Source organism: Flavobacterium sp. HNIBRBA15423, assembly GCF_052655965.1.
The window spans coordinates 2,247,204-2,262,708 of the sequence record NZ_CP199751.1; the positions used below are offsets into that span (position 1 = coordinate 2,247,204).

The window sequence follows — 15,505 nt, forward strand, 5'->3', positions numbered from 1 at the left end:
AAAAATTAATCTTCAAGCAAGACACCAATTTTTCGCTGGTCTGCCAATTTTAAAAAATTATTTGCTATAGCAATATCAAAAATTGCCATTCCCATAGGATTAAACATAAAAGCTTGTTCGTTATCTAACGAGGAAAAATACTCTTCCGTTAAAAGGTTTTTAATTTCTATCACAGCTTCCTTTTGTAATGCATTAGTCTTATGAAACATCTCTATGTCTGTATTTTCTCTGCACACTTCATCCCAATCATCAACAATTATAGCCTTTGAAAACCAAGGGAATACTTCCGACTTATAATCTCTCAAAGAAACATTTAAATGCAAAGAACCTGCTTTGGGTTGTTTATCAATATATCGATCATTAGATACTGTACATGTAATAAATATGTCAGCATCGGCATAGGCTTCTTCCCAGCTAGAAACAACAGTAACATTTTTATTTAAATTTACATCGATTAAATCTCTATCTACACCTTTTAAATCATAAAGCATTATACTTTCAATATTTTCACCAAGTAAGGCATTACACATTGCCAAATGCATTTGTCCAATTGGACCAAAACCAATAATACCTATTTTAAAATTTTGTGACTTTCGTTGTTCTATGAATAATTTCATAATATAGCCACTTACAGATGCTGTTCTAATTGCTGAAATAGCTCCACTATTTATAACACCAACAGGAATACCTGTTTCCGCTTCGTTCAAGGTTATAACACTATGTGCTCTTGCGATTCCTTTATTAATGTTATCTGGGAAACTTGCAATCCATTTAATACCAGCCTTATTGATATTACCTCCAACAAATGCTGGCATAGCTATTATTCTATTTTTAGCATTCCCATAACGCAAATAGGGTTTAATTGGTTGTGCTGAATCATTTAAACTTAAACAATTAATTGCATCTGCAATTACCTTAATATTATTATTCCAATCTAAGTTTAATTCTCGAACGTTTTTATCATTTAAGTATATCATCTTGTATTAATTTATTTTTTAAAGAGTTTATATTTATTATCCAAATTAGTTTATTTTAGGAACAATTGTAGCAAAATAGTAGTCAAATGCAGATTTATTTACCTACAAAAGCTAGAATGGGGACGCAAAAATGAGTATTGAAAAAATTTATAGTAACGATCTTTCCTAGAAGACTTATAATTGATGATTTAGATTTAGGCAAGTGTCAAATTATAAGACTCAATCATCTCTCTCCATTCAGGATTATATATGGTCGTTATATATCTTTCTCCTTTATCTGCAAATACACACATTATGTTTACAGATCTATCTACTTTATGCATTTGAAAATATTTATTCACTGCAGCGTAAACAGATCCAGAAGAGCCTCCAGCGTATATATTATATTTTTCTAATAATTCAATACAAGCACTCACCGTTTCTCTTTCATCGACTGTTATCACATCATCTATCTGTGCGGAATCTAATATTTTGGGTCTTAAACTTGAACCTATACCGGGTATAAATCGTTTTCTAGATTGTCCTCCGAAAATTACAGATCCTTCCACATCTACTGCAATAATTTTTGCGTTTGGATATTGTTTCTTTACTTTTTGAGAGACTCCTGTTATTGTTCCTCCAGAACTTACTCCCATAAATAAATAATCTAATTTTTGCCTTGGTATTTCTAGACAAATTTCATTCCCAAGTGAGTTATAATAGGCTTGAGCATTTAATGGATTTTCATATTGATTTACCCAGTATATATTATCGGTATTTTCAACAATTTCTTTAACTTTTCTAATTCTATTCAATAAATAACCTCCACGTTCATCGGGTTCTGATATTTTTATAACCTCTGCTCCTTGCAATCTAATCATCATTTCATTGACGGGTAAGGTAGTATTATCAATAACACAAATAAATTTTAACCCTTTTTGTTTGGCATAAGCAGATAATGAAATTCCAAAATTGCCAGAAGAAGACTCTATGATTGTTGTTTCCGAATTTATAACTCCCTGATTTAACAAACTATTAATGATGTATGAAGCCGCTCGATCTTTAACACTTCCTGTGGGATTATAAAATTCTAGTTTTGCAAAAACATTTAAATTTGGTTCTTCATTGTTTATAAGTGCAATTAATGGCGTATTGCCAATTTTCTCTAAGATATTATTTATCATAGCTAATTTATTTAAGGGGATTGATTAATGAATTTGAATTGTTATTTAATGCTTTGTCTCAATAAGTTTCTTATTTTGAGAATAAAAAAAAGATATAGCGTTCAATAAAGAGTAATAAAACAACTATCCTTTTATTCCTTTAAAGCTAAAAATTGAAAATAAATGATATAATAGGTTCCTAAACTAAACAGGGATTTTCTTTATTAAATTCATACCCGAAAAATTTATAATTTACTATCTAATAGAGATTCATTATTATAGTTAATCAATCTACTAATATCTACATAATCTACTTCAATATCATTTGAACTTAATTTGTGTGTTGAAGCAACATGACAACTGTAATCATTATTTAAAAGTATTTCAATAACATAAAAAATTTTGTCATCTATCTGAGCGCTATCATTTCTAATTTCGAAAGACTGTAATGGAATTATCAAACCAGAACCATGAGCCTTTAAAACGGCTTCTTTTTGAGTCCAATATTTTAAAAAAGCTTTTGATGGCATTTCAGAACTAGATATAATATCATCCTCATATTCTGTTAAATGACTCGTATAATCTTCAATTTTTATTGGTTGAACTCTTTCAATATCAACTCCGATAGTATTATGTTTTTTTGTAAGAACACACACTACAATATTTCCAGAATGAGAAATATTAAACTCAACATTACTATCTTGAAAATAAGGTTTATTACATTCTGTAAAATACAATGGGCCAAAGCTCAATTCATTTAATCTCGACATTCCTTCCAATAACAATAACTTTCCTAAAAGTGTTAATTGAATATCTTGCCATCTTCTGTATTGTAGAATTTTTTCCTGAATTTCTACAGAAAATAAACCTAAGCAATTTTGAAGTAAAGGAGTCTGTTGTTTTTCTTGTATTTTAGAATAAAGAAGAAGTATACTTTTCATAAAGAGGCACAAGTGATTCCCTCTGTAATAACTTCAATCTCCCTTTCAATTTTATACATTCAATTTAAGAGTGTTTTACAACAAGATATAGAAACATTTAATTTTATTTCCTTCATGTTCTAAGCTATTACAGAAGTTTCTACTATTTATTTTTTATTTAATTACCATAGATGACAGGTAAGTGAATTTTGTACATTTTTTATCATTAATTTATATAATAGAATGAATAGATCGTTATGCTACATTTGTCGGTCAAAATTTCCGTTCTTCGCAATTGTTTTGCACCCAGTTTCTCTAAGACAAAGTCTAATGCGTATTTTGGATTTAAAGATTGATTATTTACTTTTTAATCAAACAAAAACATTTTTAAGACAAGAAATTATATTCTAACTCATGTAATAGATGATTCTGATAAAACGTGAAAGGGAATTGTCGCCATAATATTCTGCTGCAAAGAATTAATTCTGACAATGATTTTATTATGGTTCTTCGCTTCAATAACTTCACAATCCAAACCATTAAGAGGTCCATAATTAATTTTTTTTACTTCTCCAATTTTAGGAAGCTCCACATTAATTTCAATATCTGTTAAATTTTTATCCTCAACTAGTAACTTTATTTGATTAATTTCTTTTTCCGTTACACGTGCATAATCCTTTCCAAAACGAACATAGGCACACACCCCATTTACAGATAATGCTTTGTGAAATTCTAAAGAAGAATTAACAGTTAAAAAAACATAAGAGGGAAAAAGTGCCTTAAAAATTGTTTTTTTTCTATCACTCCACTGATGAATTGCTTTAACTTGTGGAAGAAAAGCTTCTATTGAAATGTCTTTTAACGATTCATAAACTTTTTTCTCCCAACGTGATTTGACATATAAGACATACCAAGCATTATTAAAATTCATAGTAGTAAATTGATTTAAATTTAAAATACAGCTTCGCTTCCCTCACCCACATGAAGTACTTACGAACTAGTCCATTTAGGACAGTTTAAATGTAGTATGTTCTTTTTATAATTATGGAGGTCTGTGGTGTACAAAAAGTAAGGGCAGCCCCTATTTCTTTTCTAGTTGTATCACTAACTTATATAAAACCTTGCTCTTTAGCCACATGGAGTAACTCTTTGTCGTCAGGGCTTTTTATATTAAAAATCTGCTTAAGTTGGCGCTTTCTTTTTTCAATTCCTGCAATTGAAAGCGGGAGTATATCTGGAAGGTCTTTCATTCTTGTTCCAATTGACAATTCGTACAGAATCTTCCTGTCAATGTTGTCTAATAAAAATTCGTTTGCTACTTGTTTGCGCAAAAGTTTCACGACTGTCTTGCTGTAATAAGGTGGATCGCTTAGTACTGTGTGAATAGATTCAATAAGCTCTTTCGGAGTAATATCATTTTTTATTAAAAACCCATCAGGGTTTAAACTTTTAAAAATACTATGAATACGATAGTTATTATTAAACGTGGTAGAAACTATAATTTTAGTATCTGGTAATAATTTTTTTATTTTTAATCCTAAATCTTCTCCGGATAGCATTTTATCATCCTTAGATGTAGGTAACCTAATATCTAAAAAAACAATATCTAAATGTTTACCATTTTTATAAAACTCATTAATCAACTCTAAACCACTATCACAATCCTGAGCAGTTTGAATGTTGAACAAAACAGACTCGTTTTGTTCTCTATAATAATTGAACGCAGTTTCATAGGCACTAACAATTAATGGATGATCATCTATAATAAGAACCGAATATATTTTTTTTTCCATATCTGAATTATTTAAATAGGAATTTGTATTTTAATAGTTGTACCCTCATTTAGTTTAGAGTATAAATTAAATTCACCCTTTAATTTTTTTATTCTAGACTTCATATTTTTTAAACCAATACCCTTTTCCTTTTTGTTAACATCAAACCCAACACCATCATCTTTTAAAACAAGAACTAAATGTTCATTCTTGAGAAAAAAATTAATTTCAACTTTTTTTGCAAATGCATATTTAATAATGTTTTGCAAAGCCTCTAGTAACACTCTATTTAAATTTTCTTTTATTTTTTCGCTTATACTCCACCAATTAATATTTTCATCTACCTCTAGTGAATAATCAAATTTTCCAATTTTACTTTTAAATTCTAACAGCTGACTAATAATGTCTAGAAAACCAACTTGAGGATTATCAAAATTATCACTTAGTTTATGAGATACTTCACGTATTTCTTTTTCAATGGTCTGTAACTCTTCTAAATAGAACTGGTGTTTTTCCTTTATGTTTTCATTTGCAACAATATCTAAAAAACCAAGCCCAACTCTAATACCAAATAATTTACCTAAAATTCCATCGTGCAACTCTTCTGCAATTCTATTCCGTTCGTTTATTTTTTCTCTTTCTAATTTTTCTTGTTCTTTCAAAGTTAATAAATAAACTTGTTCTTGTACTCTTTGCTGTTCATTTTCTAATCGTAACTTTTCAGTTCTAGATTTTTGTATGCTCAAAAAATATAATAACCCAATAATTAAAATTAATGCAGATCCCATTACTAGAATAAATATCTTTTGCTGAGACAAACGCTTAGTTTCCTCTATGAATTCATCGGTTTCAAAATCTATTCTAGCAAACTTATTTTGTGTTTTGCGCTCTACAATTTGTAAACTATCATTAAAATGAATATGCTTTTTTAAATATTCTGATGACTGTTTTTTGTTTAGAGTAGATAATAAATATAAACTCTCCATATAGTCCCTACTATTTTTAATATCTTTTGCTAAACTATTGGCTTCATTTGCAAAACGAAAAGCACTTATAGTATCTTTTTTAAAAGCATAATAACGGGCTAAACGTATTTTACTTAAAACTATTCCTTCTTTATTGTTTAAACTATCTCTAATATTGAGAGCTTCTCTTAATTGCGCTTCAACATTTACAGTATCTCTCATTAAAAATCTACAATAGGCAATGTTGTCAATAATTTTAGCATAACGAACTATACTCTGTTTTTTAAAATCATTACTAATTAGTATCTTATTATAATACTCTAAAGCCTTACTATATTCCTTTTTCTTAATATAAATATTAGCAGTATTATTGAGAATAACTTCATTTAATGCATCTTCATCTTCAATCATTTTAATATAACTCGAAGCCTTTTCATAATAAAACAAGGCTCTATCAAATTCATTTATATCTTTTTGCAATTGTCCTAAATGATTATAACATGTGAAAAGGAACTTATAATCTTCATTTTTTTTAAACTTCTGAATAGCTTTAAACGTTAAAGCTTCACTTCCTGCATAATCTTTAAATCGCCCTTTTATAAATGCCATTCCAAAAAGTGTATTTGAAGATTCACTAACGTAACCAATTTTATTGAAAAAACTATAAGCCTTATTAAAATGAAAATAAGCGCTATCATATACTTGTTTATCATTATAATAGCTAGCAAAATTCCAATGTGCATCTCCCATTGTAAATGTATCTTTTACTTTTTTTGCGATAGATAACGTTGCTTCATTATACTTTTTAAATAATAATGTATCTCTAAGCGCTAAACATTGATAAGAAATTGCACTTAAATTCCTAACGTGTAAAGAATCTAATTTTAAAGATAAATTAGATTCATAGGCTTTTGCTAAATAATTTCTTCTTTCTTTTGCAGCATAGGACTGATTTCTGGATGCTTTTATCCAATTTGTAATGCTGTCATTTATACTATTGGATGTCTTAACACTTGCTCTATCTTTTTCAAAACAAGCTTGCATAAAAGCACTTATAATCAATACTATAAATATTTTAAAATATATACGTTGAAACTTCAAATAATTCATGTTTTAAACAAATTTATGAAAAAGCCCCTAATGAAATCATTAGAGGCTAAAATATATTTAGTAACTATAATTATTCAGCTAATTATTGCCTTTACTACCGTTACTAATATAGTCATCTTCCTCTCCTGTAGCTTGGACTTGGTCTGCAGAAGTAGTTTGATTATCTTCTAGTGCTTCCGCTGTACAAGAAGCCATAATGATTGATAGAACAAAAAGTGCAAAAAAGATTTTTAAGATTTTCATACATGTTTAATTTAAATGTTTAACAATAATCTTCCATGTCGTAATTTTTACGACTATGGCAATTTAAAATTGTGCACAATTAAAATGTGTTTTTTAAAACACAACGAATATTCTTTAGCTAAAATACATTGCTATTTAATTACAAACAATAAAAAACACTTTGTTTTAGTGAAACCTATCAGTCTGTTAGGGAAATAGACCTTTTTAATAGGGAAATTAATTTAATGTTAGCATCGTATTTTTCGAAAGCGACTGATTAACCAGATCTATATTAGCAATATAAGTCTTAGTAAAAGGAATTTTAAACTCGTTCCTAATAATACAAATAGATTTTCCGTAATGAATTCTAGAAATATACTTCTTATTAATTATAAAACTTTTATGAATTCTTAAAAAAGTTTGGGGCAAAAAATCCTCAAAAACCTTTAACGTTTTATAAGCACCTATGACGCTACCATTTAGCATATAAAAATCTGTTGTATTATTATCGGCCTTCAAATAAAGAATATCATCAATGTTTAAATACTGATATTCCTTATACGTTTTTAAGCAGATAGTCTCAATCGGTTTGATCGGGTGTTTTTTTTTATATCGAGAAAGACAAATCCTAATTGAAAATTCTGTTAAAGGGCTATTCAAAAAATCTGAAAATCCATAATTATATGCCTCAAAAGCTTTTCCTTGATCAAATGACAAAGCAATGATATATGGATAATTTGTAACTATCTGATGAAGTTTGAGCAAAAATTCAGCAAAATTTATCCTTTGAGAGTCAAAATTTAAAATAATAAGCTCTGGAGTCTCTCTTAATATTAAGTCTAAAGCATCTTCTTGATTCTCATTTACATTGAAAAAAGAGATTTCAAAAAATTCACTACCCACTGTTTTTATTAACTTAACAATGTCTATATCAGCTTCTATTATTAAACAACTTGCCATTATTCCTTTTTTATAAATGTAGTGTTATAAAATTAATTGTAATTACGGACTTGGGTTACAATAAATAAGGTTCATACTTACTTTTTTTTAAATTAGTAATTTAATTATAAACTAAGAATTCTTAAAAATACTCAAAATCACAATTTGAAATTTATCTTATTATTTCAAGTATTTTAAATGAGCTCAGAAATAAAGATGTTTTTCATCAATAGTATTTTTAGCTATATAAATGAACTATGGCAAAGCCTAGTCAAAAGTATAGATAGAGTATGAAAATGGAAGTAAAAAGAATATGCATTTATCCAAAGGATATACAGCGCATTACAGGGAAGAGCTACCGACAAAGCTAGATTGCTAGGCAATCTAAGAAAAGACTTTAATAAGCCTAAAAATAGCCTTATTAGCGTTATAGAATTCTGCGAGTATACTGGTTTAAAAGTAGAACATGTCGAACCGCATATAGTCTGATTACTAGTTTGTTTTTTGAACCTCTTTTGTTGTTTAATTAGGAAGAAATTTAGTAAATTTGACTATACGATTTTGATACATTTTAAGTCAAACGTAAAGGGACTAATTCGGTGACCAATTATAAACTTAAGTTATGAACTCCTTGTAAATAAAAGGATTTTTAAACATAGTTCGATTCTCTCCGACTCCACTAAAAACCCTGTAAAGTATCATTTTACAGGTTTTTTTATTTAAAGATGGTAATTTAATTACTGTTTTTGAATACTAATAAAAAAAGAGTACTCTAAAATAAAATATTTTTTAGACATACTCATTTATTATTCTTTAATCATAAAATATTATCTCTTAATGGATGTATAGATTTATTTTATTTCTTAAAATACTATTTTCTTACAAAAAAAAGACTTCTAAGTCATTTACTATTAGGTTCAAATTCAAGATTGACCAAATAGTTAGCTATATCTTGTTTAGCATCTATCCCTAATTTTTGACGAAGACGATAACGTGCCGTTTTTGCGCTTTCAGGAGATATTCCTAAAATACTAGCTGTTTCTTTGGTATTAAGATTTAACCTAATCAGTGAGCATAATTTAAGATCGTTTACAGTTAAAGAATTGTGATTCAATTTTAAATTGGAATAAAATCCTTGATGTACATCATCAAAAAATCTACTAAAATCATCCCAGTCTCTATCGATACTTAAATTTTTTTTAATGATTTTTTTTAAATCAGTTATTAACTTATCCTTGTTGATAACAGACGATTCTTTAAGCTTATTTATTATAAGTTGTAATTCTTGTACGACTTCATTTTTCTTTATGAAATTTAAAGCATAAGAGGTAAGTTCTCTATTCTTAAAATCCAATTGCTGTCTTAATTCTTGTCGTTTTAACTCTGAATTCTCTAACTCTTTTTGAATAAGCGCTTGTTCAGATTCTAAGTACTCCTTGGTTTTTAAGGCTAATTGTTTACTCTTTTTTAAACGTTGTTTGGATACAGAATAAATAATATAGCCTGCAACAGATAAAATTACAATACCTAGAATTAATATGAGGTTAATAATTTTACTTGCTTTTTCATGCGCCTCAAGCTTTGAAAGTTCATTGTTTTTTTTCTCTAATTCGTTCTCAAATTCTATATAAGCAATTTGTTTTGATTTTTCTAACGCAAAGAGGGAGTCTTTTAAAGACTCATATTTTTCATAAAAAGCTAAGGCTTCATAAGGTTTATGTTGTTGTTTCTTCAATTCTTTTAACTCCTCATAAGCGACTAATTCGAATTGTCTTTCTTCAGTAGAGGGTGCCCAAGGGTAATTAGGAGCACGCATGCGTTTAGCAAATATTCCAAAAGTAATCAAAGAGATGGTTCGATTGGGATAAGTGGCAGCAAACAAAGCAGATACAGAACCGCCTTCAGAATGACCAAATAAAACTGCTTTTTTAGAATTTACGGTATCCATAACAGCTCTAATATCATCCATACGTTCATCTAAAGTAGAAAAATCAACTACACGATCTGAAAGACCTGTTCCGCGCTTATCAAACAGAATAACTCTGGCCATTTTTCCTAATTCCACTAAAAAATCAACCAATTCTGGACAAGCCCACATTAAATCAATATTGGAAACCCATCCTGGAATATAGACCAAATCAATAGTCCCTGAACCAAAAACTTGATAAGCAATATTAATTTCTCCACTTTTAGTGTATTTAGTTTCAGGCTTCATAATTTTTATTTTTTAGTTGAAAGATTCTTTTGAAAATATTTTTATATAAAAAATAAGGAAAGGTAATTTGTCTTCAATAAACATACTATTCCTATTATTTTTCATATACTATTATTGAATGGTAAAAATAAAATAGACACAGATAGTCCCAATATAAATTACGTATACATTAGGTCAACTCAGCATAAAATGGGAACAAAAAAAGTAGACAAGAAGTAGACATCAAGAGATAAAATACTAAAAACCAGTATTTTATCACTTTGGAAAGCTTTTTACAAATTAATTCTTTCCATAAATGTAATAGCCTAGCTGTAAGAGAATACCAACTAATGATACTCGTATAGAAGTAAGCAATTCAAGATTTATAGAAATAGAAAAATGGATAGTTAACAATAATCAAGAAACCATAGAACAGGAATTTGGAAAATTTGGGCTTTTAGAACACTAACAACTGTTTACTGAATACTTCCTAACACCCAAAAAAATCAAATAGTGTCTCAAGAGTTTTTTCGTGCTTTAGACTTAACCCAAAAGTTTAAACAAATTTATAATTAATTTTGATAATAGTGAGCTCGATATTGTATCGGGCTCATTCTGTTTAACCCAAATCCCGATAACTATCGGAAACAACTAAGGCTAAACTTATTTTTATTAATAAAATCCCTCTTTTACACAAAGAATTATGTAACGGAATAGAGCAAAATAAGACTAATCTCTTATGAATGAATAAGAATAAGAATAAAAATTAATCTTAAACAAAATCAATAGGATGATTTATATAGTATTCATAACAATTATTGCATTAGTAATCTATATCAAAAGAGATAATATAAAAAAATATTTAAATAAAGAAATTTCTAATATCGAGGAGTTAAACCAAGTGGATGAAGAAGTACATTTATTTATCCTACACTATTCTGCTTTTAATACGGAAGATTTAATTGTAAAAATCAATAGTGGAAATTTAAAAGAAGTAGAAATTAAAGCTATTAAAAAAGTGCTTCACGATAGACAAATTCCACTTAATACTTTGTAATCCATTTATTAAAATAAAAACAAAAAACATGAACAGAAAAACAAAAATTAAAATTCTTGTTGCTTTAACTTTTCTTATAATTTATGCTATTATTTGGGCAATCCTGCATTTCGCTTTTAAAGATTTAAGCAATATATATGTGGGAGCGATTACTGCAGCCTTAGCCGTAATTCTTTCTCCAAGAATTAATAATTATGAAAGTCAGACAGGAAATAAAATTCAGATCAAATGGATTTTTATGAAAAAACTTCTTGACATATAAAATTAGGAATAAAAAGTTAATTGCAAAGCTTCATTTTTAATTGTATTATGCGCTTTATATAATTGGAAAAACCTCTGAGCTTGCTGAAAAACTCAAGAGGCTGTCCGAAAAGTTAGGAAACCTGTCATTCTGATTCGCCTAGGCGAATCAGAATCTTATATAATTGAATTTCAATGTCGTTTAGAATTTGAAACAAGTGAAGTCTAAATTAGGAACAATCTTTACAAATCCCAATAAGCACACAATTTATTCTTTCCACATTATAACCTTCTGGAGTAGAAAAATGAACCATTGTTGGCATACATGCTATAGTTTCGCACTTTGTGCAATGAAAATGAAAATGATTGTCAGGAATTTTTTTTTCTTCACATTTAACACAAATAGCAAAATATTGTTTACCATCATCTGCCACTACTTTATGTACAATTTCATCTTCACAAAATCTATTAAGTATTCTGTAAACTGTAGCTCTATCAGCATCTACAGTTAATTTTTTAACTATTGCATCCTGACTCATTGCTTTTTTTGAATTTGTCAATACAGCTAGTACTGCTTCTTTTGTTGTGGTATTCCTTCTTTTCATCTTAGAAGCAAAGATATATAAAATTATTATTGCGACAAATTTGCAATAATTTAATGCGACTTTGTTGCATTAAATAAAATAAAGTATATCTTTGTCAAAAGATTAGAAAATAAGGACAAGTGAAGAAATAATAAAACAAGGTGCTCTTGCTCTTGTTGCATTGACTTAACTTTCTGAACTAAAAACTTTTACAAAACATAATCCTATGACAAAGAGCAAAAATTTTGAGGTAATTATCATTGGAGGAAGTTACGCAGGACTTTCTGCAGCAATGGCATTAGGTCGTTCATTACGAAATGTTTTAATTATTGATAGTGGACAACCGTGCAATCGACAAACCCCACATTCACACAACTTTATTACACAAGATGGAGAAAAACCGAGTGTAATTTTAGAAAATGCAAAAGCACAAGTTTTGAAATATAAAACAGTTAAAATTCTTAACGGATTAGCGGTTAGCGCTAAGGAGACTTCAAATGGTTTTAGCATTACAACGAATTCAAAAGAAGAATTTACTGCAAAAAAACTCATTTTGGCTACTGGAATAAAGGATATAATACCCAATATAAAAGGGTTTTCTGAAAGTTGGGGCATATCTATAGTGCATTGTCCCTATTGTCACGGCTATGAATTACGAAATAAAAAAACAGCTATTTTAGCAAATGGTGAAAGGGCTTTTCATTTGGCATCATTAGTCAATAATCTTACAGCCAACCTTACAATTTTGACATCTGGTAAAGCTGAATTCAAAGACGAACAAATAGCAAAACTCCGCAAGCACAATATAAAAATTGTAGAAACGGAAATCGCAGAAATAGAACACAAAAAGGGACAGATTAAAAATGTAATTTTCAATAACGGAAGTCACATGGCTTTAGAGGCATTATATACTTCGCTTCCATTTACACAAAATTCTGATATTCCACTTTCATTAGGTTGTGAAATGACAGATTTAGGATATATAAAAGTAGATTTATTTCAAAAAACATCTATTCAAAATTTGTATGCTTGTGGTGATAATTCCAGTATGATGAGGTCTCTAGCCACAGCTGTTTATACTGGAACTAGTACGGGTGCTATAGTAAATAGCGAATTATGCAATGATAAATTTTAAAAAAATGATTGAAATTTTCACAACAAATATTCAAGACAAGGCACAAGCTAAAGCTATTCAGAGAATTCTTAAAAATAGCTTTATGGAGTTGAAAATCAATTTTGACTTAGAAAATAGTAATAATACTTATCCTTGCGGACATAGTATAATGCGAGTAGAAGGCAGAATAATTATTCCTGAAAGCATAATTACTATTATAAACAATCAAGGTTTTAAGTGTGAAATTTTAGAAGACAAAATTTGTATTAATAAGCAAAACTATGACAGAATTTTGGGAAGAAGCTTTTAAAGACAAGCAAGAAATGTGGGGTTTTGAACCTGCAAAATCTAGTGTATTGGCAAAAGATTTTTTTGTGGAGAAAGGCTTAAAAAACATACTAATCCCAGGTATTGGTTATGGAAGAAATGCGAAGTGTTTTTTAGATGCTGGTATAAATGTAACTGGCATTGAAATTTCACAATCAGCCATAGATTTAGCAAGTAAACAGTATGGCTCTGACTTAAAAATCTATTATGGTTCTGTCACCGAAATGCCATTTGACGATATAAAATATGAGGGTGTTTTTTGCTATGGTTTAATTCATTTATTAAGCAAAGAGAAACGAGCAAAACTGATTTTTGATTGCTATAACCAACTTTCAGAAAAGGGTTATATGATTTTTACGGCAATTACAAAACAAGCTTCAACGTATGGACAAGGAAACTTGGTAAGTAAAGATCGCTTTGAACAATTTGGAGGAGTAACTATATTCTTTTATAATAAAGAAACCATAGAACAGGAATTTGGAAAATTTGGACTTTTAGAAATTACAGAGGTTACTGAGAACTATCCTTTTTATTACATCTTATGTAAAAAAACTACCTACTCAAAATCTTTTTAGTCACAAACTCGTTAAAAAAGAAATCCCTATATACATTACCTAAAAAGCAATTATTACCTTCATTTATCAAAATAGCATAAAAGCTATGGCAGATAAAAATAGAGCATCCTACTTCTTTTTCCTACAAAAAAAATAATCATTATCTTAGTAGTGTAAAATATACTATTATATCTTAAGGAATAGTACTCAAACCAAGTAAAACTTAAATTATGAACAAGCACCATACTATCATTATTGCAGGTGCAGGAGGCATTGCTCAAGCGGTTGCGCTTATACTTGTCGAATGGAGTACAGTCACTCCTACTATTTTTATTGGCAATAGAACGCTTTCCAAAGCGCAAAATTTGGTAAAATGGATTGAAGAAGGTACTACCCGAGCCTGTACTTTAAAAGCCTTTCATCTTTCCGAAGAGGTTTCTGAGGAAATGAAAGACCTATTTAATCAAGGGGATATTATTCTCGATTGCTTACCTGGAGACCAAGCACCCAAAATGGCAGGCTTTGCAAAGGATTTTAAGTTGCATTATGCCAACCTAACCGAATATGTAGCAGAAACCGATAAAATAAAAGAATTGGCAAAAGGAGCAACCACAGGTTTTATTTTACAAACGGGTCTTGCTCCAGGTTATATAGACGTATTAGCAAATCATCTATTCAAAGAGTTTTGCAATGAGTTTCAAGTAAACAAAGTAGATACTTTAGAATTTAAAGTAGGTGCACTTTCTAAAAATGCCGTTGCACCTCATTACTACGGCTTCACATGGAGTCCTGTAGGTGTTGCTACAGAATATTGTAAAGAAGCGGAAGTAATTCGGAATTACGAAAAAACAAAGCGCCCTTCCCTATCAGAACGAACTTCCCTAATAATCAACGGAACAACTTATGAAGCTGACCTAACCTCAGGAGGTGCTGCCGATTTACCCGATGCCTTAGCAGGAAAAGTAGGTACAATGGACTATAAGACCATAAGATTTCCAGGTCATTATGCATGGGTAGAAGAACAAATTAAAAAGATACCCGATTCGGATCAACCTATTGAGGCTTTACAACTCATTATGGAAGAGCAAATTCCACATATCGAAGAGGACCAAATCATACTATATGTAGCCGTACAAGGTAAAGATACCAAAGGCATATTGCGAAGACGAGAAATAACAAAGCAAATTCTTCCACAAAAAATTGGCAAGTATCAATTACGAGCCATTCAAACCACAACTGCCGTTCCTTTAATTCAATCTGCTCAATTAGTACTGGAATCCCAATTAAAAGGGGTTCTATTACAAAGCCAAATTGACACCAAATCTTTTTTAAATGGAAGTTTTATCGTTTCCGTTTATGGAAAAATATAAAAAAGACCTGGAAGTATT

At 29.3% G+C, this 15,505-nt stretch carries 15 protein-coding genes; 6 read left to right on the forward strand and 9 right to left on the reverse strand.

Going from position 1 to position 15,505, the window contains the following annotated elements:
• Positions 1-5: 5 nt before the first annotated feature.
• From ACULEV_RS10160 to ACULEV_RS10195, 8 genes are all read right to left on the reverse strand, one after another.
• Entirely contained in the window at positions 6-977 is a 972-nt protein-coding gene (locus ACULEV_RS10160; RefSeq protein WP_445454942.1) for a 2,3-diaminopropionate biosynthesis protein SbnB, read from the reverse strand.
• 194 nt (positions 978-1,171) lie between these two features.
• Positions 1,172-2,140, reverse strand: a complete 969-nt coding sequence (gene sbnA / locus ACULEV_RS10165) for a 2,3-diaminopropionate biosynthesis protein SbnA (protein ID WP_445454943.1) — start codon at positions 2,138-2,140, stop codon at positions 1,172-1,174.
• A gap of 224 nt (positions 2,141-2,364) precedes the next feature.
• The gene (locus ACULEV_RS10170) at positions 2,365-3,060 is read right to left on the reverse strand and encodes a 4'-phosphopantetheinyl transferase family protein (RefSeq protein WP_445454944.1); all 696 of its coding nucleotides are present in this window, start codon (positions 3,058-3,060) and stop codon (positions 2,365-2,367) included.
• A 391-nt stretch (positions 3,061-3,451) separates the two neighbouring features.
• On the reverse strand, positions 3,452-3,970 hold the full coding sequence (locus ACULEV_RS10175; protein WP_445454945.1) for a UpxY family transcription antiterminator: 519 nt from the start codon (positions 3,968-3,970) through the stop codon (positions 3,452-3,454).
• A 178-nt stretch (positions 3,971-4,148) separates the two neighbouring features.
• On the reverse strand, positions 4,149-4,832 hold the full coding sequence (locus ACULEV_RS10180) for a response regulator (RefSeq protein WP_445454946.1): 684 nt from the start codon (positions 4,830-4,832) through the stop codon (positions 4,149-4,151).
• Between the two features lie 11 nt (positions 4,833-4,843).
• The gene (locus ACULEV_RS10185) at positions 4,844-6,886 is read right to left on the reverse strand and encodes a tetratricopeptide repeat-containing sensor histidine kinase (protein ID WP_445454947.1); all 2,043 of its coding nucleotides are present in this window, start codon (positions 6,884-6,886) and stop codon (positions 4,844-4,846) included.
• Between the two features lie 459 nt (positions 6,887-7,345).
• Positions 7,346-8,068, reverse strand: coding sequence for a LytR/AlgR family response regulator transcription factor (locus ACULEV_RS10190; RefSeq protein ID WP_445454948.1), 723 nt, complete (start codon positions 8,066-8,068; stop codon positions 7,346-7,348).
• A gap of 880 nt (positions 8,069-8,948) precedes the next feature.
• Positions 8,949-10,262 (reverse strand): alpha/beta fold hydrolase, encoded by a 1,314-nt coding sequence (locus tag ACULEV_RS10195; RefSeq protein WP_445454949.1) that lies wholly within the window; start codon positions 10,260-10,262, stop codon positions 8,949-8,951.
• A gap of 769 nt (positions 10,263-11,031) precedes the next feature.
• Here ACULEV_RS10195 and ACULEV_RS10200 point away from each other — a divergent pair.
• The gene (locus ACULEV_RS10200; RefSeq protein ID WP_445454950.1) at positions 11,032-11,298 is read left to right on the forward strand and encodes a hypothetical protein; all 267 of its coding nucleotides are present in this window, start codon (positions 11,032-11,034) and stop codon (positions 11,296-11,298) included.
• 28 nt (positions 11,299-11,326) lie between these two features.
• Positions 11,327-11,560 (forward strand): hypothetical protein, encoded by a 234-nt coding sequence (locus tag ACULEV_RS10205; protein WP_445454951.1) that lies wholly within the window; start codon positions 11,327-11,329, stop codon positions 11,558-11,560.
• A 208-nt stretch (positions 11,561-11,768) separates the two neighbouring features.
• Here the strand turns inward: ACULEV_RS10205 and ACULEV_RS10210 are convergent, their stop codons facing one another.
• Positions 11,769-12,143, reverse strand: coding sequence for a Fur family transcriptional regulator (locus ACULEV_RS10210; RefSeq protein WP_445454952.1), 375 nt, complete (start codon positions 12,141-12,143; stop codon positions 11,769-11,771).
• 205 nt (positions 12,144-12,348) lie between these two features.
• Between ACULEV_RS10210 and ACULEV_RS10215 the strand changes: the two genes are divergently transcribed.
• From ACULEV_RS10215 to ACULEV_RS10230, 4 genes are all read left to right on the forward strand, one after another.
• On the forward strand, positions 12,349-13,257 hold the full coding sequence (locus ACULEV_RS10215; protein ID WP_445454953.1) for an NAD(P)/FAD-dependent oxidoreductase: 909 nt from the start codon (positions 12,349-12,351) through the stop codon (positions 13,255-13,257).
• 4 nt (positions 13,258-13,261) lie between these two features.
• Positions 13,262-13,546 (forward strand): hypothetical protein, encoded by a 285-nt coding sequence (locus ACULEV_RS10220; protein WP_445454954.1) that lies wholly within the window; start codon positions 13,262-13,264, stop codon positions 13,544-13,546.
• Positions 13,518-14,138, forward strand: a complete 621-nt coding sequence (locus ACULEV_RS10225) for a class I SAM-dependent methyltransferase (RefSeq protein WP_445454955.1) — start codon at positions 13,518-13,520, stop codon at positions 14,136-14,138. The genes ACULEV_RS10220 and ACULEV_RS10225 overlap by 29 nt, the downstream gene beginning before the upstream one ends.
• Positions 14,139-14,347: 209 nt before the next feature.
• On the forward strand, positions 14,348-15,487 hold the full coding sequence (locus ACULEV_RS10230) for a saccharopine dehydrogenase family protein (RefSeq protein WP_445454956.1): 1,140 nt from the start codon (positions 14,348-14,350) through the stop codon (positions 15,485-15,487).
• Positions 15,488-15,505: the final 18 nt, after the last annotated feature.

Excerpts from the sequence above, each read along its gene's own strand:
- ACULEV_RS10160 (WP_445454942.1), bottom strand. The coding sequence starts at position 977 with ATGATATACTTAAATGATAAAAACGTTCGAGAATTAAACTTAGATTGG.
- sbnA (WP_445454943.1), bottom strand. The coding sequence starts at position 2,140 with ATGATAAATAATATCTTAGAGAAAATTGGCAATACGCCATTAATTGCA.
- ACULEV_RS10170 (WP_445454944.1), bottom strand. The coding sequence starts at position 3,060 with ATGAAAAGTATACTTCTTCTTTATTCTAAAATACAAGAAAAACAACAG.
- ACULEV_RS10175 (WP_445454945.1), bottom strand. The coding sequence starts at position 3,970 with ATGAATTTTAATAATGCTTGGTATGTCTTATATGTCAAATCACGTTGG.
- ACULEV_RS10180 (WP_445454946.1), bottom strand. The coding sequence starts at position 4,832 with ATGGAAAAAAAAATATATTCGGTTCTTATTATAGATGATCATCCATTA.
- ACULEV_RS10185 (WP_445454947.1), bottom strand. The coding sequence starts at position 6,886 with ATGAATTATTTGAAGTTTCAACGTATATATTTTAAAATATTTATAGTA.
- ACULEV_RS10190 (WP_445454948.1), bottom strand. The coding sequence starts at position 8,068 with ATGGCAAGTTGTTTAATAATAGAAGCTGATATAGACATTGTTAAGTTA.
- ACULEV_RS10195 (WP_445454949.1), bottom strand. The coding sequence starts at position 10,262 with ATGAAGCCTGAAACTAAATACACTAAAAGTGGAGAAATTAATATTGCT.
- ACULEV_RS10200 (WP_445454950.1), top strand. The coding sequence starts at position 11,032 with ATGATTTATATAGTATTCATAACAATTATTGCATTAGTAATCTATATC.
- ACULEV_RS10205 (WP_445454951.1), top strand. The coding sequence starts at position 11,327 with ATGAACAGAAAAACAAAAATTAAAATTCTTGTTGCTTTAACTTTTCTT.
- ACULEV_RS10210 (WP_445454952.1), bottom strand. The coding sequence starts at position 12,143 with ATGAAAAGAAGGAATACCACAACAAAAGAAGCAGTACTAGCTGTATTG.
- ACULEV_RS10215 (WP_445454953.1), top strand. The coding sequence starts at position 12,349 with ATGACAAAGAGCAAAAATTTTGAGGTAATTATCATTGGAGGAAGTTAC.
- ACULEV_RS10220 (WP_445454954.1), top strand. The coding sequence starts at position 13,262 with ATGATTGAAATTTTCACAACAAATATTCAAGACAAGGCACAAGCTAAA.
- ACULEV_RS10225 (WP_445454955.1), top strand. The coding sequence starts at position 13,518 with ATGACAGAATTTTGGGAAGAAGCTTTTAAAGACAAGCAAGAAATGTGG.
- ACULEV_RS10230 (WP_445454956.1), top strand. The coding sequence starts at position 14,348 with ATGAACAAGCACCATACTATCATTATTGCAGGTGCAGGAGGCATTGCT.